This window comes from Pseudomonas sp. BF-RE-25, assembly GCF_019956105.1.
GTDB classification, from domain to species: Bacteria; Pseudomonadota; Gammaproteobacteria; order Pseudomonadales; family Pseudomonadaceae; genus Aquipseudomonas; species Aquipseudomonas migulae.
This window is the reverse complement of record NZ_JAHBDB010000011.1, coordinates 165,768-184,460: the sequence shown is the minus strand read 5'-3', so window position 1 is coordinate 184,460 and position 18,693 is coordinate 165,768. Positions and strand designations below refer to the sequence as shown.

General features: G+C 58.0%; 15 protein-coding genes. 7 read left to right on the top strand and 8 right to left on the bottom strand.

Annotated features, from left to right (window positions below):
- Positions 1-33 precede the first annotated feature (33 nt).
- Positions 34-816, bottom strand: a complete 783-nt coding sequence (locus tag KGB24_RS06535; protein WP_008026372.1) for a creatininase — start codon at positions 814-816, stop codon at positions 34-36.
- Positions 817-1,212: 396 nt separating this feature from the next.
- Here KGB24_RS06535 and KGB24_RS06530 point away from each other — a divergent pair, with 396 nt between their 5' ends.
- The 4 genes from KGB24_RS06530 to KGB24_RS06515 are packed head-to-tail and all read left to right on the top strand — an operon-like array spanning position 1,213 to position 5,207.
- A complete protein-coding gene (locus KGB24_RS06530; RefSeq protein WP_223414339.1) occupies positions 1,213-2,340 on the top strand; it encodes an extracellular solute-binding protein in 1,128 nt (375 codons plus the stop codon).
- 23 nt (positions 2,341-2,363) lie between these two features.
- Positions 2,364-3,284 carry an ABC transporter permease gene (locus KGB24_RS06525; RefSeq protein ID WP_223414338.1) on the top strand — a complete coding sequence of 307 codons (921 nt, stop codon included), beginning with the start codon at positions 2,364-2,366 and terminating at the stop codon, positions 3,282-3,284.
- A complete protein-coding gene (locus KGB24_RS06520; protein WP_008026377.1) occupies positions 3,281-4,078 on the top strand; it encodes an ABC transporter permease in 798 nt (265 codons plus the stop codon). The genes KGB24_RS06525 and KGB24_RS06520 overlap by 4 nt, the downstream gene beginning before the upstream one ends.
- Positions 4,079-4,118: 40 nt before the next feature.
- Entirely contained in the window at positions 4,119-5,207 is a 1,089-nt protein-coding gene (locus tag KGB24_RS06515) for an ABC transporter ATP-binding protein (protein WP_223414336.1), read from the top strand.
- 51 nt (positions 5,208-5,258) lie between these two features.
- On the opposite strand, the gene gfa is transcribed toward KGB24_RS06515, so the two are convergent.
- Complete coding sequence (gene gfa, locus KGB24_RS06510) at positions 5,259-5,837, bottom strand: S-(hydroxymethyl)glutathione synthase (protein ID WP_008026381.1); 579 nt, start codon at positions 5,835-5,837, stop codon at positions 5,259-5,261.
- Positions 5,838-5,991: 154 nt separating this feature from the next.
- Positions 5,992-7,614 carry a methyl-accepting chemotaxis protein gene (locus KGB24_RS06505; RefSeq protein WP_223414335.1) on the bottom strand — a complete coding sequence of 541 codons (1,623 nt, stop codon included), beginning with the start codon at positions 7,612-7,614 and terminating at the stop codon, positions 5,992-5,994.
- A 296-nt stretch (positions 7,615-7,910) separates the two neighbouring features.
- On the opposite strand from KGB24_RS06505, the gene KGB24_RS06500 reads away from it, so the two are divergent.
- Positions 7,911-9,698, top strand: a complete 1,788-nt coding sequence (locus KGB24_RS06500) for a SulP family inorganic anion transporter (RefSeq protein WP_223414334.1) — start codon at positions 7,911-7,913, stop codon at positions 9,696-9,698.
- 54 nt (positions 9,699-9,752) lie between these two features.
- Here KGB24_RS06500 and KGB24_RS06495 read toward each other — a convergent pair whose 3' ends face one another.
- From KGB24_RS06495 to KGB24_RS06475, 5 genes are all read right to left on the bottom strand, one after another.
- Positions 9,753-11,789 (bottom strand): LTA synthase family protein, encoded by a 2,037-nt coding sequence (locus tag KGB24_RS06495; RefSeq protein ID WP_223414333.1) that lies wholly within the window; start codon positions 11,787-11,789, stop codon positions 9,753-9,755.
- 32 nt (positions 11,790-11,821) lie between these two features.
- A complete protein-coding gene (locus KGB24_RS06490; protein WP_223414332.1) occupies positions 11,822-12,436 on the bottom strand; it encodes a hypothetical protein in 615 nt (204 codons plus the stop codon).
- Positions 12,433-13,731 carry a sialidase family protein gene (locus KGB24_RS06485; RefSeq protein WP_223414331.1) on the bottom strand — a complete coding sequence of 433 codons (1,299 nt, stop codon included), beginning with the start codon at positions 13,729-13,731 and terminating at the stop codon, positions 12,433-12,435. Before KGB24_RS06485 ends, KGB24_RS06490 begins: the two co-directional genes overlap by 4 nt.
- A gap of 307 nt (positions 13,732-14,038) precedes the next feature.
- Positions 14,039-14,941, bottom strand: a complete 903-nt coding sequence (locus KGB24_RS06480; protein ID WP_223414330.1) for a universal stress protein — start codon at positions 14,939-14,941, stop codon at positions 14,039-14,041.
- Between the two features lie 182 nt (positions 14,942-15,123).
- Entirely contained in the window at positions 15,124-16,014 is an 891-nt protein-coding gene (locus KGB24_RS06475) for a LysR family transcriptional regulator (RefSeq protein WP_032828620.1), read from the bottom strand.
- A gap of 167 nt (positions 16,015-16,181) precedes the next feature.
- Here KGB24_RS06475 and KGB24_RS06470 point away from each other — a divergent pair, with 167 nt between their 5' ends.
- Together KGB24_RS06470 and KGB24_RS06465 are read left to right on the top strand one after the other, a co-directional pair.
- Positions 16,182-17,264: a 4-oxalomesaconate tautomerase gene (locus tag KGB24_RS06470; RefSeq protein WP_008026398.1), complete on the top strand. Its 1,083-nt coding sequence runs from the start codon at positions 16,182-16,184 to the stop codon at positions 17,262-17,264.
- A 44-nt stretch (positions 17,265-17,308) separates the two neighbouring features.
- Positions 17,309-18,640, top strand: a complete 1,332-nt coding sequence (locus KGB24_RS06465; RefSeq protein WP_192227181.1) for a dicarboxylate/amino acid:cation symporter — start codon at positions 17,309-17,311, stop codon at positions 18,638-18,640.
- Positions 18,641-18,693: the final 53 nt, after the last annotated feature.

Here is an 18,693-nt window from a genome sequence, read left to right as displayed (position 1 = left end):
GTGAGTGCGTGTTTCGGCACGTCCATGTGTTTGTTATGTGTCCAGCTCAAAAGCCTCGCGCACTGCGGCACTGATACCGGTGATACACACTTCGAGAATCAGCTCGCCTTTTTCGCGACTGGAGCCTTTAGGCGAAGACAGTGTTCCGCAGGCCGGCGTGCGCTCCGGGATGATGGGGAACACGTCGTAAGGCGGGAATTTCGCGGGAGGGTGGTCGACCGCACGGCTCAGATCGACCTTGTCCGGGTGCAGGGCCAGCATTAGCGACGTTTCGAAAACGCCGCCATGTTCGATATCCCAGCCGAGGAAGCCGTCGGGGTACAGCTTTGCGATGACTGCGGGGTCGTTGACGAAGTCCCAGTAGGACAGCACGACCACCTTGAAGTCCGTGATGCCACCATAGCGAAGTTCCCGAAGGGCGAGGTCGATGCCCTCGACAATGAACATCGAGTTTTCAAAGTGGCCGTTCATCAACACCAGTTTGCGTGCGCCATGGCGCGCAAGCTCGCGGATGATGTCCTGCACGGTGCTGGTCAGCGTGGCGCCGTCGAGGCTGGTGGTCCCTGGAAAGTGATTGCCGCCGCCGGATTTCTGCTGGGATTTGTAACCATAGGCCAGGGCAGGCAACACCAGGCCACTGACCTTTTGCGCCACCGCCTTGCAGATCGCGGAAGGCAACAGGACGTCGACCTCCATGCACATGTGATGGCCATGCTGCTCCAGTGCGCCCACTGGCAGGAAGACGGGGCAGCCGGTAGCGACCTTCTCTGCGTACTCCGGCCAGGTGAGTTCTCCAATTACGACGCTGTTGTTCATCTGCACACCCTTGGAAAGTAATTGACCGCTTGCTGGTTTGAGGCCGGTGACTGGAGGCGTTTGCCCACGGTTTGACTAACCCTTTGGAGGGCTGGAACCGAAAGGCGTCCATAGGGCAATTCGATCAGATGAGGAGGGGGGCTACTTGTCTAAATCCGACCCGTAAATGACAAAACACCATCTGAAATGGCGTTTCTGACTGGCGAATCAGGTAAGTGAGTGCCGCTTTTGGGTAAGCGGCGCAATAAGTCGGATCTGACAAAGTCCAGGTCGGGCGCGCACAAAAACCGCTGATGGCTAACTGCTGCAATGCAACCAGCCAGCGAATGATGCGTGTGGTTGGCAGCGAAAGCCGGCAGGAGACAAGACACTTTCCATCACCCAGGCGAGACAATAATGAAAAATCGCACCGACCTTTCACGCCGTACATTCCTCAAGACCACCAGCATCCTGGCAGGCACCGCAGCGCTGTCCGGTCTGCTGCCCTTGAGAAGCTTTGCCGCTGCGGAAAAAGAACTGGTCATCCTCGCATGGGCCGGACACGCCGAGCCGGACATCGTCGCTGATTTCGAGCGTCAGTACGGGGTCAAGGTCCGGGCCAAGTACTACACTGGCGGGGACAACATGCTGGGGCTGATCTCGCAATCTCCGCCCGGCACCTTCGACCTGATCCTGTCCGACGCTGAATATGTCCAGCAACTCAATGCCGCCGAATACATCGAGCAACTCGACCCTGCGGATTACCCCTTCGATGACTTCTACCCGGAGTTCCAGCATTTCCCGGGGCACTGGCAAGGGGACAAGCTCTACTCGGTGCTGATCCGCTTCGGCTTCCTCGGCATCGCCTACAACACCCAACTCGTTCGCGAAGCCAAGGTGAACAGCTATGACGTGTTCTGGGACGAGAGCCTCAAGGGCAAGGTCGGGCACTTTGACTGGCACCTGCCGAATCTTGGGCAGATAAGTTTGATGAACGGCAATGCGCGGCCCTACGACATCGATGCTGTGCACTGGCAATCAGTCCAGCAGAAGCTGATGAGCCTGCGCCCGCAGATCGGCGGCTTCTTCGATTACGGCGGAACCTTTTCTTCGCTGAAGAACGGCCAGGTCCATGCCATGTGCGGCATCGGCGACTGGATCACCGGTGTCTTGCAACGCGCCGGCGCCCCAGTGAAAACCGTGCTGCCGAAGGAGGGCGGGTTGCAGTGGACGGAGTCTTACTGCATCGCCAGGAAAGCACACAGCCCGGAACTGGCGAAGAAGTTCATCCAATACATCACCTCGCCGCAAGGCCAGGTCAAGTCGGCGAAGATGGCCGCGTATCCGGCGCTCATCCCGAGCAAGAAGGGTTGGGAACTGCTGAACCGGACCGATCCCGCCGAAGCGAAGCGCCAGGGCATGGTGCTCGGTCAGCGCAACGTCATGGACGACATCCGCGATGGTCGCATCAAGTACCGCGAACTCCCGGTCCGGCAGAGCCTGGATGAGTGGAACGACTTCTGGTCGCAATACAAAGGTGCCTGACGAGACGCGCGGAGAGGGTCGCTATGATTTCTGACAAATTGAAGACTTCGCCGTCGGTGCTCGCTGAAAACGCCGGGGCCGGAGTGCAGCGTGGCATCAGGAGGAGAGGGCGCCTGCCCTGGTTCGGCCTCTGTTTCTCGATGCCGATCCTGATCTGGCAATTGGTTTTTTTCGTATTGCCGCTGGCGTTTCTGGTGGCCATCAGTTTTTGGCTGGTACGCAACTTCCGGATGGTGCCGACGTTCGAGTGGCAAAACTGGAGCTACATGCTCAGCCGCGGCTTTTTCTGGGATGCCTACGTCCATACCCTCGCAATGGCGGCTGGCGCCACGGTACTGGTCAGTCTGGTGGCCTTTCCCTGTGCTTACACCATCGCCTTCAAGTTCCGCGAGTCGGCCAAGCAGTTGTTGGTGTTGTTGCTGGTGACGCCGTTTTTCACCAGCTACCTGGTGCGCACCTATTCCTGGCAGGTGTTCCTCAGCGATAACGGCATCTTCAATGCCGCGCTGGGCCTGGTCGGGATGGAACCGTTTGCGATGCTGAACACGACGTTCGGCACCTACGTCGGCTACTTCACGTTGTGCCTGCCATTGGTGGTGTTGCTGCAACTGTTCAGCCTGATGTACATCGATCGCTCGTTGATCGAGGCCGCACACAACCTTGGCTGTGGACGATGGCGCACGATGCTTCTGGTGGTGGTGCCGTCGGCGCGGATCGGCATCGTCGTCGCCGCGCTGTTCTGCTTCATCCTGACGTTCGGCGACTTTGTCAGCCCGCTGTATCTGGGCGGTGGCCAGCCGCCAACCTTGAGCACGCTCATCACTGACACCACCAAGTCCGGCCAGCAATGGCCACGCGCTGCGGTGATTGCAACGATGATGATTGTCACGTTGCTGATCACGGCGTTTGGCGCGGTTCGCTTTGCTTACCGGAGACGCGCATGAACGAGCATCGGCTGATCAATTTCCTGCTGCGCAGCTTTGTCGTGTTGGTGTTCCTCTTCATCTTCATGCCCATTGCTGGCAGCTTTGTGTTCTCGTTCAACATCGACCGCTTTCCTTCCTTGCCACTGGGCGGCTTCAGCCTGCACTGGTACGAGACGATTGCGGCCGACCCGGCGGTTTGGCAGGCCTTCCGCAACAGCCTCACGGTAGGCGTGGTCGTGTCGCTGGTCTCAACCCTGCTCGGGTTTACCGCGGCTTACACCGACTTTCGCTACCAGTTTTTCGGCAAGTCGATCTACATGGCGCTCGCGCTGTTGCCGCCGACCATCCCGGTGGTGATCCTCGGGCTGGCGATGTTGGCTTTTCTGTCGCGGGTCGGGCTCTCCGGCGAGATTTACGCGGTGATGATCAGCCATATCGTGATGTGCGCACCGTTTGCCATGGCGGTCATTCGGATGCGCCTGGCGCAGATGGACCCGAACATTGAGGCTGCGGCCTGGAACCTGGGCGCCCATCAATGGAAAGCCATGCGTTACGTGATCCTGCCCTTCACGGCACCGAGCATTGTCGCCGCGCTGTTCGTGACCATGGCCGTTTCCTTCGATGAGTTTGCGGTCGCCTGGTTCGTCTCGGGGCTCAACGAGACCGTCCCCGTGCGCATCCTCAACACCTTGCAAGGCCAGGTGAGCCCGACCATCAACGCAATCGGCACGATCGTCTTTATCACGACCATGACCCTGGTAATCCTCGCGCAACTGCTGCTGATGCGGCGGCGTAAACCCGCGAATGCCTGATACCAACCCTGACAATCATCCGGACACGAAGGATTCAGCCATGACTCAACCGCTGGTGGTATTCGACAACGTGGTCAAGCATTTCGGCAGCTACCAGGCTGTCGAGCGTATGAACCTGGAAATCTACAAAGGCGAGTTTGTCGCGATCATGGGGTCGAGCGGCTGCGGCAAGACCACCACGCTGCGCATGCTCGCCGGGCTGGATAAACCCAGTGAAGGTGAAATCCGTCTTAACGGTGAGCGCATCAATGATCTCTACTCCTGGGAGCGGGAAACGCCGCTGGTCTGGCAAAACCTCGCTCTGTTCCCGTTTCTCAACGTGCTTGAGAACGTCGAGTTCGGCCTGCGCATGAAAGGGATGGCCAAGGCCGAACGACGCAAAAAGGCGTTGGTGTGGCTTGAGCGGCTTGGTTTGGAGGAGTTCGCCACCCGCGATATCAGCCTGCTTTCCGGCGGCCAGCGGCAACGGGTGGCGCTGGCGCGTTCGTTGGTCACCGAACCGCCGATCCTGCTGCTCGACGAGCCACTGAGCGCGCTCGATGCTCATCTGAGCGTGCGTATGCAAGGTGTGCTGACCGGGCTGCAAAAAGACCTGGGGATCACCTTTGTCTACGTCACCCACAGTCAATCCGAAGCCTTCGCCATGGCCGACCGCGTGGTGATCATGAGTCGGGGCCGGGTCGAACAGATCGGCTCGCCACAAGAGGTTTTCCTTGAGCCTCACAACCGTTTTGTCGCCGAGTTCGTGGGCGGCAAGAACATCCTGTGCGGCACGGTCGTCGGTGTCGAAAACGGCGGGCTGGTTCGCCTCGATTCGGAGCACGGCGGATTCCTGGCGCGACTGCCGGACGGTAAAACGGTTGCACCTGCCGAACGAGTGACGTTCTGCATAAGCGCCGAGCATATCGACCTGACCGAGCAACCTGTGCGACGCAACCGGTTGAACTGCACCGTCGTCGGTGAAGAGTTCATCGGTTCGATGGTCAACATTTACCTCGAAGCCAGCGGCGGGCTTGAGTTGCAGGTGCAGAAACTGCATGCCGAGTACAAGCGGCTTGGGGGGCACTGCGGGCAAAAAATCTTCGCCGAGTGGGACGGTGCGCATGCGCTGATTCTGCGCGGGGACTGACATTGCCAACCGGGGCCGCGGTCCGGCAAACAAACCGCGGCGGCCGATCAATCAGGCGGCAGGCAGCAGGCCTTTCTGTTTGGCGACATGAGTCGCCATTGCGTCCATCAAATCCGGTGACAGGCAGTCATAGGGCTCCAGGCCGATAGAGCGCAGGCGCTCACGGATGGCTTTCATTTGCGCTGGCGGTGTGCCGGTTTCGATGATGGAGGACACGAACGCTGCGAAGCCTGGTGCAGCCCAGCCTCGTTGGGGAGAGAGCTCGGTGTGGACGAAGTCCAGGCCATAAAACGGATGGTCCTTGTTCTCGATGCGCCCAAAGAGATGGGCGTGGCACTGCTTGCAGGCATGGCGCTGGATGGTGGCTTTTTCGTCGACAATGGCCAGTTTTTCGCCGTGGGCAGTGACGCTGACCTTGTCCCGAGGCACCACGGCAATGACGGCGAATATCGCGTTTTGCGGTTTCCAGCATTTGCTGCAGCCGCACGCGTGGTTATGCAGGGTTTGCGCGTCGATCCGGACCTCGACTTTGTCGGTCGCACACAGGCATTGCAGGGTGCCACCGGTGAAATTCGCGTCGGCGGGTTGGATACCATTGTCCAGGGCGGGGTGAAGTTTCAAGGTACTCACGTTGGCGTCTCCCTTTGAGTGGGCCAGACAAACAGCGGCAGGGTGTGAGTGACGAAAGCTCGCCATTTAAATCCTAGACTATCTTCGGTAACCGGGTGCGCCCCCGTCATAACCTTCAAACTGCCGTTGACTGGTTTGACGGGGGCCAGGCCTTTTAGAAGCTGAACCGCTGCAGCATGACGCCCAGTCCGTCGGACATTGCCTTGAGTTCCTGGGTTGTGCGCACGATCCCGCCTTGGGCGGTGGCGTTCTCTTCCACACTTTGCGCTACTTTCTCGACGTTGCAGGCGACCTGTTCACTGGCGGCGCGTTGCTCCTGGAGCGACACCGAAATGAAACTGACGGCCGCAAGGGATTCGTCCAGTACACCCTTGATCCTGCCCATGGAAAGGCCCGCGCTTTCGACCAGTTTCTGACCATGAGTCACGCGCTCACAGCCGGCGGCCATGCTGTCTTTGGCTTTGACCATTCCGCTTTGTATGGCATTGACCAAGGCAACGATTTCCGTGGTGGATTGGGCTGTGCGGGCGGCCAGGCTGCGCACTTCATCGGCGACCACGGCGAAGCCGCGACCTTGTTCGCCCGCGCGTGCCGCTTCAATGGCGGCATTGAGAGCGAGGAGATTGGTCTGTTCGGCGATGCCGCGAATCACACCGACAATCAGGCTGATGTCGTTGGACTGAATCGCCAGTTGATCGATGTCCGATGAGCTTTGTGTCACCAGATCGGCAATCTGGCCCATTTCCTGGATCGAGGCCTGCATGACCTCCATGCCTTCGCTGGTGATTTCGCCTGCTTTCTGTGCGGTGCTCTGAGCCTGTCGAGCATTGTCGGCGATGTGAGTGATGCTGACGGAAAGCTCTTCTACCGTGGCCGCCATGGAGGAGGCTGTCTCGCTTTGCAGTGCGGCGCTGCTCAATCCTTGTTCAGAGGACGCAGACAATTGCAGCGTGGCCCCTTCGATCTGCCCGGAGGCCTGGCTGATCTTGCCGATCATCTCGCTCAGGCTGTGGCGCATCGCCTGGACGGAGTGCAGCACCCCCGTCGACTGTTGCTGATCAAGCTGTGTAGCAGCGAGTTTCCCTTGGGCGATGTTCGAACTGATGGCCGCCAGTTCTGCCGGTTCGGCACCAAGCTGGCGGCTCAACAGGCGGGAGAACAAGACCGTGTAGGCCACGCCCGCGATCAGGGCCAATGCCAGAATCAACAGGCTGAGCTGGAGACTGGAGGTATAGGCGCTCTGGTTCTGTTCGAACTGGTTTTTGGCCTCCACCAGTTGAACTTCGATCAACTCGGAAAACTTGGCTGACAAGGGATCGATCAGTGGATACAGCTGATCTGTCGCGAAACGCGCGAGACCGGCGGCGTCGTTCTGGCGCAGCAGGCCCTGCAAGTTTTGCAATGGACCGTGGGTCGCTTCCATCAGCGGGTCGATTTGCGCGATCAAACGGGTTTCTGCAGGGATCAGTTCTGTTGATTTGTACGCGCGCCACGTCTGATCGATTTCCCTCTGCGCTTGCTCTATCCGGGTCAAAGATTCAGCGTTGGTGAAGTTGCCATTGCGTGCCTTGTGGGTGGCATCGACGATATCCACGGCGTACAGGTCGGCGATTTTTTTCAAGTCCCGCAGCGGCACGACCCGATCGAGGTACACGGTCTCTAGGCTGCGTACCGCAGATTGCATTCCCAAGAGTCCAAGCCCGCCGACACACAACAAACCCAGGAGCAAAGTGCTGGTAAGCACAAGCAGATGAGTCCTGATTTTCCAGCTTCCCATAGTCCGTAATTCCTGAGTCAGCTAATAGATGGCGATCAAGAGGTCAGCGTAAGGTGCAATAAAGGCACATTGGCATCATTGGCTGAGACCCAGGAGAAAAAACATCGTGTGATCGGCGAGAATTTATGAATTTGCGACACTGGGAGGCACGCTATTGGCGTCGGTGCGATCGACGATGAGTGTGCAGGTTGCCTGGTCCATCGTTGAATTTTTCACTCACTACTGAGCAAGATCGCAGACTTGACCCAGAATGAATCTACCGCACGCTGTTTGTTATCCCTGAGGGCTAAAGTCCCATGAGCGATTCGGATGCTCCGCCACCCGCTCCCGAACCGGGCCGGATTACGCACAGGCATACTGGCGATCAAACCGGCTTGAGCCGTTGGCTGCCGGGGTTGCGGACGTTGAGCCGCTACAAGATGGCATGGTTGCGGCGCGACATTGTGGCCGGACTCGTGCTCACCACCATGCTGGTTCCCGTCGGCATCGCCTACGCGGTGGCGTCGGGGGTGCCCGGCATTTATGGCCTTTACGCGACCATCGTTCCATTGCTCGCTTATGCGTTGTTCGGCCCCAGCCGAATCCTGGTGCTGGGGCCGGATTCCTCATTGGCAGCCATCATTCTCGCCGTCGTTTTGCCGCTGTCCGGCGGTGACCCGCATCGCGCGATCGCCCTTGCCGGCATGATGGCGATCGTCTCGGGGGTGGTGTGCATCCTGGCGGGTGTCGCGCGGCTGGGTTTTGTCACCGAGCTGCTATCCAAACCGATCCGCTATGGCTACATGAACGGCATCGCACTGACGGTATTGATCAGTCAGCTACCCAAGTTTTTCGGCTTTTCGATTGAATCCGACGGACCGCTGCGCAACCTGTGGGCCATTGCCACCTCGGTGATGGATGGAAAAACCAACTGGACCACCTTCATGATCGGTGCAGCCACCGTGGCGGTCATCTTGTTGCTCAAGGACAAAAAACGCGTGCCGGGGATTCTGATCGCCGTGGCAGGCGCCACCGTCGCCGTTGGCGTGCTTGACCTTACAACCCACAATGTCGCGGTCCTCGGTTTGCTGCCCCAAGGCTTGCCGGCGTTTGCCATCCCTTGGATCAGCCGTGCCGATATCGTTCCTGTAGTGATCGGAGGTTGCGCCGTTGCGCTTGTCTCGTTCGCCGACACCAGTGTGCTCTCGCGCGTTTATGCGGCGCGGACCAAGACCTATGTCGACCCAAACCAGGAGATGGTAGGGCTCGGCGTGGCCAACCTTGCCGGCGGTTTGTTCCAGGGGTTTCCAATCAGCAGCAGTTCGTCACGCACGCCTGTGGCCGAGGCGGCGGGGGCCCAAACCCAACTTGCCGGCGTGGTTGGAGCGCTGTCTGTTGCCTTATTGCTGGTGTATGCCCCGGATTTGCTGAAAAACCTGCCCACCAGCGCACTGGCGGCGGTGGTCATCGCTTCGGCTATCGGCCTGATCGAGGTCGCCGATCTGCGACGGATCTATCGTATCCAGCGCTGGGAATTCTGGTTATCGATCGTTTGTACGGTCGGTGTGGCCGTATTCGGCGCCATCGAGGGCATTGGCCTGGCCATCGTTGTCGCGGTGATCGAGTTTCTATGGGATGGCTGGCGGCCGTATTCTGCGGTGTTGGGTCGCGCCAAAGGCGTCCAGGGCTATCACGACATCACGCGTTATCCGGATGCGCGCCTTATTCCCGGCCTGGTGCTGTTTCGCTGGGATGCGCCGTTGTTTTTTGCCAACGCAGAACTGTTCCATGACCGAGTTCTGGACGCCGTGGCGACATCACCCACGCCGGTTCGTTGGCTGGTGGTAGCAGCCGAACCGGTCACCAGCGTGGACGTGACTTCCGCCGACATGCTGGCTGAACTGGACCAAACCTTGAACGAGGCTGGCATCACGTTGTGCGTGGCCGAGATGAAGGACCCTGTCAAAGACAAGTTGAAGCGCTTCGGACTATTCGAGCGGTTTGGCGAAGCTGCGTTTTTTCCGACTTTAGGCGTCGCTGTCAGCAGCTATCTCAAGGTCCATCCCGAGGAATGGAGGGAAGGGCAGGATGAGGATCGCGATTAGACAATAATGCGGGCACGCTATCGGGGGCGGCGCGGTAGCCGACCCCGATCCCGGTTACTTGCGCACGTTCTGGTACAACATCAACCTGGACGTTTCATGCATGCCGCGGGTCAGTTGCACCAGGCGCTTGAACTCTTCAGGGTTTTGCCCGGCTACGTTGTCCAGCGGCGTCGCGGAGGCCAGGTCGTGCAGCGTCGGCGAGCTGCCGTCGTGCTCCATCTGCACCATGTAGTGTTGAGTGACGCCCGCAATCAACGGGAACGTGCCTTCACGCAACACCAACGGCACTACGCGTTCACCCTCGGGCGCAGGCTGCTGGATGTCACGCCCCAGGCCGCTATTGCGAAACTCAAGGCCGGCCATGCCCGCCACGGTTGGCAGCAAGTCCACCAGGCCGACAGCTTCCTTGACGGTCCGCGTGCCGAGTAGACCCGGTGCATGGATGATCATGGGCACCGCGTTACTTTCCAGACCCAGTTGCTCATACGCCGGTGCCAGGAAAGGGATCTGGGCGATACGGGTGTTGTGGTCGCCAAACAGCACGAAAATGGTGTTGTCGTAGTAACCACCCGCTTTGGCAATTTCCATCAAGCGTCCGATGTTGAAGTCCAACAGGCGCACGGCGTTGTACTGCTCGACACTGCGCGATCCCGCAGCCTGAACTTCGGCCAGGGTAGGGTGCTTGACCTCGAATCCGTCATTGCTCTTGGGAATCGTGAAGGGACGATGGTTACCGGCCGTCTGCACATAGGCAAAGAACGGTTTGTCCTTGGGCAGCGCTTGCAGGATCTTGTCGGTTTCCTTGAACAGATCCAGATCTGAAATCCCCCAGACATCCACCACCGGGGATTTCCAGTCCCGCTCTTCGAACAAACGAACCCCGTCGATACTTTGCCGGATCAAGGCATTCATGTTGGCCCAACCGGAGTTGCCGCCAATGGTGTAGATCTTCTCGTAACCGGTGAAGGCATTGATCAATGTGTGCTGCTTGGTGATCAGCGGATTACGCGTCGCGGTTTCCTGTCGAGTGACGTCTGGAACCCCGCTAATGCTGGCCCAAACGGTTTTTGCGGTCCCGGTGACCGGAACATAGAAGTGCTCGAAGAACCAGCTCTGCGTGGCCAGGCGATCGAGGTTGGGTGTCGGATTGATCGGGTTGCCGTAGGCGCCGACGGCACTGGTACCCAGCGACTCGAGCATGACAAACATCACGTTCGGCGCCCGTGTGCTCGATACTTTGTAGGGTTGTGGCGCCTGGTGACGGACGAAATTCAGGGTTTGCGGATCGGGCTGATCCACGCCCAGGTACTTGGCAATCACGGCGTAGTGTTCACGCACCTGCGCTTCGTCGTAGCGCGATTGGCCGACCTTGACCGTGTCGTAGAGGAAAATCACCGGGTTCAAGCCCAGCGCAGCGACCTGGTTATTGCCGGAGAAAAACGCATCGCTCCAACGCAACGGGACAGGGTTTTCCAGGTTCATGTTCTCGACACGGCCCAAAATACCCAACAGCACCAACACGACCATCAACGCGCTACCCCATGTAACGGAGAGCGGGTGAATGGCTTTACGGGGGCGGTCCAGCGTTACGCGCTCCAGGCGCACCAGGGCCAGCGTCACCAGGGCGACTGTTGCCAGCCACCCAAGCGAAATCCAGATAACCGGGTAGGTTTGCCAAACCATGTCACGGGATATTTGCGCGTCGTCTATGAAGCGCAGCACCGTGGCGTTGATCCGTACGCCCAGATAGGCGTAATGGCCAAAATCGACGATATAGATCAGCAGCAGGGCGCCCAGGGCGACTGACAGATACACCCGTGCCAATCGGCGAAGCAGGCGGCTGCTGACAAGATTCCAACGAGGAATCCAGGCCAGCAACGCCAGTGGCAACATCACCAGGATGGCCAGGCGCAGATCGAAACGAAAGCCGATGCCCAGGGTTTCCAGGACGGCAGGGTCGTCGCTCAATGCTCGGGCGTCGAAACCGGAGAAGCCGAAAAAGAACACCACCCGCAGCAATGCAAACAGCACAAACACAATCGCTGTTGCGCCTAGCCAATAATGCAAACGTCTCGATTGCAGCCAACCCATCCCTGTACCCCTGTTAAAAATGTCGTTGAGTCTCAAATGGATCCGGAGTCTTTCACTGCGCCACGCCTTGTGTTCAGCCAACCGAACGTCCAGCGCGCCGCAAGCATCAGCATTGCCGCGCAGCAATACAGCCCCAGCAGCGGATCAACCAGGTAATCCCAATAGTTATGCGAAGGTTTTACCCCGGCGATGAAGGCCAGGGTCGCGCTGGCCAGCATCACGACGGCCAGGTAGCTGCGCAGGTAAAACAGACCTGCCGTGAGCAGAGCGAAGACGATCAGCATCGGGCGCGGGCTGAAGCCAAACCGGTAAGGGTCCAGATGACTCAACCCCAGCGTTGCCGGATACAACGCCAGCGCCATCGCTGCGAAGATAATCAATACGCGGGTTTTATCCTGCTGCGCAGCCGGCAGGAAACCCAGTCGACGCAAACAGCCCCACACCATGAACACCAAGGTCGTCATCGCAAGGTCATCAATGTGGCTGCGCAGGTAAGCCGCCAATGACAAGCCATCCAGCGGTATAAAGCTGGCGGCCAGCAATGCAACCAGCAGCACGATCTGCGCGGCCCTTTTTAAGCCGAAAGAAGGCAGCAACAGAAAGATGATCAGTGTGAAACTGAGATGCGCTTGCCAAAGGTTGATCATTTGGCACGCTCCGACAGCCATGCATCGTTGAAGGTGACGTGCTTGATGAAGGTGTTGTTCCAGGAATAAACCAGGTGATACATACCGTCGGGACTGCGGATGAAGTACGGGTATTCATATTCGAAACTGCAGGCTTGTTCCTTGCAGACCCGGCTGTCCAGGTTGTCCAGGAACTGCGCTTCCAGCGGTTGGCGAAGTGCGCCACTGGATCCGCGAAACTCTCTGCCGATGATTTCCTTGTAGGCCTCGGGAGAAAACGTATCGCCCTCTGGATCAGGCGATTTGTCGAGGTCCCGTAGCGAGCGCCAATCGTCCATTTTTGCGTCGGTGCCATAAAGACTCAGTTTGAAGCGCCCCTCTTGCAAGTCATTGAGTGCCACCAGCAACCCATGCTCGGGCGTCGCTATGGCCGCCAACGAGGAATTGGGATTCGAGGGGTCGAGCGGATAAGGCTCGCTCCAGGTTTGCCCGGCGTCTTCGGTACGGGTTGCCAGTACTCGATGGTGGGTGTTGCCGGCATAGCGCAGCAAGGCAATACCGCGCTGTCCATCCAGCGGAACGACAGTGGGTTGCAATGAGTTATTGCCATGGCTGATGCGGAATTTATCGATCACCTCACCGTCTGCGCTCAAGTACAGGTACTCGGAAAACTTGCCCAGAAATTCGTGGTAGACCGGTAAGCCGATGGAGCCGTCGGCATGAAACACCGGGGCTGACCGTACCAGGGTGCTGATATTCAAGAAGGGCGAGGTGATCAACTGGCGCGGCGCTGACCAATGGCGTCCATAGTCTTCAGAGACCATTACATTGACCGCACTACCGGCCCAGCCCCCCATGGACACGGACACGTAGAACAACCAGAGTCGGTTGTCCGGTGCGAGCGCAACGACCGGGTTACCCAGTTTTCGAATGTATTTACCAGTACCCAGTTGGGTCGACTGCCGAGTCGCCAATACCTGTTCCGCACCCCATTCGCCGGTTTGCGCGTCGAAGCGGGCAGAGCGCACCTGCACATCGGCTGCGCCTTCGCGAGTGCCGGCGAACCAGACGGTCATCAGACTGCCGTCAGGCAAGGCGGTTACCGCCGAGGAATGCACGAAGTCCACCAGCCCGGACGAGGCAAAACGGCTGGTATAAATGGGTTTGGCTACTTGCTCAGCCACAGCCCTCGCCGGGTTCATCAGGGCAAAGGAAGAATGCACAGGGGCAGGGTGGGTGAACCATGCGGCCGCAAACAGGCAGGAAAGGGCAACATAAGCCAAGAAGGCAGGGAGGGAGGGGAGGTGGATGCGCATAATCGAGGCTGTGCATCTCATGGCCGATTCAGGCAGCTCAACCTATCACTTGTAGTAGCAGACTCGGTCTTTAGCGAGCTGCTGCTTTGTAAGCAAATGTTTGTAGCACGATATTCGGACCTGAAAACTATAAAAATACGTTATTTATCAATAACATAAAGAGATCGATAGACACCAGGCCGTTAATCGAAAAACTGCTCTCGAAGGCGGAAGAATAGACTGAAATTCACAACAACCCATTCAGTGGGCCGAGCGTCGCGGCCTGTTCGGCCGCCAACGCTGCCGTCGTGCTCTAAAAGCCGATCCGTTATTGATCTGCTTGCGCCTTAATTGCCAAAACATTGCAGGGCACCTTATACAACACGTGCTCTGTAGTACTGCCAATCAGCTTGTGCAGCCCTTTACGGTGCGTATCGCCCATGATGATCACATCGGCTCGGGTGTGGGCCGCGAAGTCGGACATCACTTTGGTGGGCGGCCCTTCAATGAAGTGTTGTCGTTCAGAGGGCACGCGGTAGTTTTCAGCCAACGCAATGAAGGACTTGTGCAGTGACCGACGTACATCGGTGCTGAAGCCCGGCATCGTCACGGCGCCGGCACCGGCGTCAGAGATATGTGTCAGCGATGGATCGAAGGCGTGCAGCAGGTGCAGCTCTGCATCGCACTGCATGGCCATCCGCTGCGCAGCCACGATGATCCGGTCATTGAGGTCGTTAATCTGGTGCTCTGGATGCGACAAATCCACTGCTGCCACTATCACCCGTGGAAGTGGACACCTGACTTCGCTGACCAGATGAACAGCAACCGGGCAATCGCGCAGCAGATGCCAATCCAGAGGCGTGACGAATACGCGTTTGAGTGCTGATTCGTGGTGTACGTCCTTGATAACCAGGTCCGGTTGCAAGTCTTTCACATGCTGAAGGATTTCTTGAAGTACGTCCCGAGCCAATACAACTTCGGTGGTCACCGCAATGCCATTGCCACGTATCAGTTGGGCTTCATCTTGCAGCCACTTCTGGTTCTCTTGCTGACAGATCTCGCGAAATTGCTCATTCCCGCTCATCAACCCCAAGATGTCGACGTCTTCAATGAACACCGCGATATGCAGCACTGCGTCAGTGGCTTTGGCAAGTGCGACTGCCCGCTCCATCGCCGGCGTGTGACGCATGGTTGGACCGACAATCAGAAAGAGGCGTTGATATTGGCTCATGTCGCACCTCCAGCATTCCGGGTTATCCGTTGGTTTTTGCCAGCACTCTCGTCCGCTACACCATTGGCGACCTCTACGGCCTCAACTTCCTGGATCGCCAATACCAATATACGCCTGCATTCAGTGAACGCGCGCGGGACGAGTTGCCCTATGCACTTATTAAAGCTGGCAGGACGGGAGGGTCATTGTTCCCACTGTTCCAGCAGTATCGAGACGAATTTTTCCGCTGCCGGAGAGAGTGAGGCGCCTCTTCGGTAAACCAGTCCCAGCGATCGGTTCACGATAGGCTCTATCAAAGGGACGCTCACCAAGGTTGGATGATCCACCGCCGGCATTGCGAGGCTCGGCATTGCCGAAACGCCTAATCCAGCTTCTACCAGGCCCAGCGACGTAGACAGGTGTTGCACCTCATAGAACCACTGTGGACGCCAGCTCAAGCCCGACAAGGCGTGGTCCAACAACATGCGGTTGCCGCTCAGGCGACCGACCCCGATAAGGCGGTAATTGCTCAGTTCAGACCAGGTGACCGAACTGCGTCCAGCCAGCTCATGATCGCGTCGACACGCCAAAACAAAAGGCTCGTTGACCAACGGCACAAACTCAATGTCCGGGTGTTGGCCGCTCATCATGTTGATGCCAAAGTCGGCTTCGCCACGCAGAACAGCCTCCAGTCCTTCGTTCGCACTGAGATCAAGCAAACGAATGCGGATTTGTGGATAGCGTTCGTTGTAGAGGCGGATGACCGAAGGGAGGAAGTAGAAGGCTGCGGTGGGGATGCAGGCGAGGGTGACACGGCCGCTCTGCCGCTCCGCCAGCTCGCGGATGTTAAGTATCGAATCGTCGAAGTCATCCAGTAAGCGTCGTGCCTTGGGCAGGAAGTCTCGCCCAACGCTGGTGAGGCTTACCCTTCTTGTCGTGCGATCAAGAAGCGCGGTTCCCAATCCCTCTTCAAGCTTTTTCATTCTCCGACTCAACGCAGGTTGAGAGAGATGCAATGCATCGGCAGCTTCGTGGAAGCTTCCAAGTTCTGCGATCTTCACGAAAGATCGGATGTCATTGAGCTCATAATTCACTTTTTTTATCTCAGCAGAGGTGCGTTGTTCAGCCCGGTCATCCTAGATTCGTCATGCGTCAAACGCAATAATCAGGCTGATATTTGCATTGGAAACAATTTTTAAAGCCTGCGACTCTTGCTCACAAGACATCAATAACCCCCATTGATCAACAAGAGTCAGTATTCATGCAACGAATTCCCTGTGTGCTAATGCGCGGTGGTACTTCCAAGGGTCCGGTATTTCTCGCCTGGGATCTACCTGTTGCGATCGAAGACCGTGATGAGCTGCTGCTCAACCTTATGGGTTCTGGCCATGAGCTGGAAATTGACGGCATCGGTGGCGGTAGTCCACAAACCAGCAAGGTGGCGATCGTCAGCCCGTCGCTGCATCCTGACGCGGATGTCGACTACCTGTTCGTTCAAGTCATGGTCTCCCAGCGTCGAGTCGACACGGCGCCCAATTGCGGCAACATGCTTTGCGCCGTTGGCCCGTTCGCCATCGAGCAGGGGTTGGTAAAAGGCACCAAAGACCTGACCCGTGTGCGTATTCGCAACCTCAACACGGGGACTTTTGTGAACGCCGAGGTACAGACCCCGGGTGGCAAGGTCAGCTATGAAGGCGACACCGCCATCGATGGTGTGCCGGGTACCGCCGCTCCTGTGCAATTGACCTTCCTGGACGCGGCGGGCAGCAAGACCGGCAAGCTTTTCCCGACTGGGCAAACGCAGGATCTGATCGACGGTATTGCAGTGACCTGCATCGACATGGCGATGCCGATGATGATCGTCGAAGCCGGCCAGTTGGGTAAGCGCGGTGATGAAAGTCCTGCCGAACTGGATGCCGACAAAGAATTTCTGCGTCGCCTGGAGGCCTTGCGACTGCAAGCTGGCCTGGCAATGGGCCTGGGTGATGTCAGCGACAAAGTGATCCCCAAGCCTGTACTGGTTTCACCGGCCAAGGCAGGCGGCACAATCCAGGTGCGCTACTTCATGCCACACAATTGCCACCGGGCCTTGGCGATCACCGGTTCCATCGGCCTGGCCACTGCTTGTGTCACTGAAGGCAGTGTGGTTGCGCAATTGCTCGGCGGGGTTAGCGAGCCGCGCTTGCAGCAAGTACGCATTGAACACCCAAGTGGTGGAATAGATGTCGTATTGTCCTACACCGGCGCTCAGGGTGAGACCATTCGTGCTTCGGTAGTGCGTACATCGCGCAGGCTGTTCTCCGGTTTTGTCTACGCCGCGGCTTCCCAACGACTCGCCGGATAACGTCCCCTAGTCATTGCCGTTTTTGCATCAGCACAATTCTAAAAATGGGTGATGCCATGAAAGTTGTAAAATCGCTCTACTTTCAGATTCTCTGCGCCGTGCTGTTGGGCGTACTGGTCGGACATTTTTGGTCGCAACAGGCCATCGCCTTGAAGCCGCTTGGTGATGCCTTCATCAAACTGATCAAGATGATGATCGCTCCGGTGGTGTTCTGCACCATCGTCACCGGTATCGCCGGTATGAGCGATAAACGCTCCCTTGGACGCCTGTTGAGCAAGACCATGCTGCTGTTCCTGGCGTTGACCGTGATCAGCCTGATTATTGGCCTGGTGTCGGTCTACCTGTTCAAACCCGGTGTGGGCATGAACATCGACCCCACCCAGTTGAGCACCAAGGGCTTGTCGCAGTACACCGATTCGGCCGCGAAGCTGGGAGTCGTCGAGTTTTTCATGCACATCATCCCCGACACGTTCATCGGTGCTTTCAATAAAGGCGAAGTACTGCCGGTGTTGTTCATCGCGGTGCTTTGCGGTTTCGCGCTGTCGGCCATAGGCGAGCGTGGCAAGCCGGTACTGGATGTACTGGAATCCGCCTCGCACATGGTGTTCAAGATCTTCTCCTACCTGATGCGCTTCGCTCCGATCGGTGCCTTTGGCGCTTTGGCCTTCACCGTGGGCCAGTACGGTATTACATCGCTGGGCTCGTTGGCCAAGCTGATCATGACGCTGTACGTCGCCTGCGCCTTCTTCGTCTTTGTGGTGCTGGGGAGCATTTGCCGGGCGAATGGCTTCAGTCTGTGGAAGTTGCTGCGCTACTTCCGCGAAGAATTCCTGGTGGTGCTCGGGACTTCCTCCACCGAGCCGGTGATGCCGCGGATGCTGGAAAAGCTGCAAGCCCTGGGTTGCAAGAAAGGCGTGGTGGGGCTGGTGTTGCCAACGGGGTACTCGTTCAACCTCGACGGTACGGCGATCTACCTCTCGCTGGCAGCGGTGTTCATTGCTCAGGCCTGCAACATCGAACTGAGCCTGACACAGACCGTGACCATGCTGGCAATCATGCTGTTGTCCTCCAAGGGTGCAGCGGGCGTCACCGGTGCCGGTTTTGTCGCACTGGCTTCGACACTGACAGTGATCCATGACATTCCCTTGGCCGGCCTTGCCTTGCTGATCGGTATCGACCGTTTCATGTCGGAAGCCCGGGCTTTGACCAGTCTGGCAAGCAACGCCGTGGCTACCGTGGTGATGTCCATCTCGGAGAACGCCTGTGATCGCGAAACACTGATGCGGACTCTGGACGGCAAACCTTCGCCAGCTGCACCCCCAGCCCAAGTCCAGAACCCCGACTGGGATGGGCTGAAGGTCACCGAACACGCTTGACCGTTCGCGGCTGAATCCAGCCCCCTTAAATACCTCAATGAATAACTCCCGCC

Excerpts from the sequence above, each read along its gene's own strand:
- KGB24_RS06470 (WP_008026398.1), top strand. The coding sequence starts at position 16,182 with ATGCAACGAATTCCCTGTGTGCTAATGCGCGGTGGTACTTCCAAGGGT.
- KGB24_RS06520 (WP_008026377.1), top strand. The coding sequence starts at position 3,281 with ATGAACGAGCATCGGCTGATCAATTTCCTGCTGCGCAGCTTTGTCGTG.
- KGB24_RS06515 (WP_223414336.1), top strand. The coding sequence starts at position 4,119 with ATGACTCAACCGCTGGTGGTATTCGACAACGTGGTCAAGCATTTCGGC.
- KGB24_RS06465 (WP_192227181.1), top strand. The coding sequence starts at position 17,309 with ATGGGTGATGCCATGAAAGTTGTAAAATCGCTCTACTTTCAGATTCTC.
- KGB24_RS06480 (WP_223414330.1), bottom strand. The coding sequence starts at position 14,941 with ATGAGCCAATATCAACGCCTCTTTCTGATTGTCGGTCCAACCATGCGT.
- KGB24_RS06530 (WP_223414339.1), top strand. The coding sequence starts at position 1,213 with ATGAAAAATCGCACCGACCTTTCACGCCGTACATTCCTCAAGACCACC.
- KGB24_RS06485 (WP_223414331.1), bottom strand. The coding sequence starts at position 13,731 with ATGCGCATCCACCTCCCCTCCCTCCCTGCCTTCTTGGCTTATGTTGCC.
- KGB24_RS06495 (WP_223414333.1), bottom strand. The coding sequence starts at position 11,789 with ATGGGTTGGCTGCAATCGAGACGTTTGCATTATTGGCTAGGCGCAACA.
- KGB24_RS06490 (WP_223414332.1), bottom strand. The coding sequence starts at position 12,436 with ATGATCAACCTTTGGCAAGCGCATCTCAGTTTCACACTGATCATCTTT.
- KGB24_RS06535 (WP_008026372.1), bottom strand. The coding sequence starts at position 816 with ATGAACAACAGCGTCGTAATTGGAGAACTCACCTGGCCGGAGTACGCA.
- KGB24_RS06505 (WP_223414335.1), bottom strand. The coding sequence starts at position 7,614 with ATGGGAAGCTGGAAAATCAGGACTCATCTGCTTGTGCTTACCAGCACT.
- KGB24_RS06500 (WP_223414334.1), top strand. The coding sequence starts at position 7,911 with ATGAGCGATTCGGATGCTCCGCCACCCGCTCCCGAACCGGGCCGGATT.
- KGB24_RS06525 (WP_223414338.1), top strand. The coding sequence starts at position 2,364 with ATGATTTCTGACAAATTGAAGACTTCGCCGTCGGTGCTCGCTGAAAAC.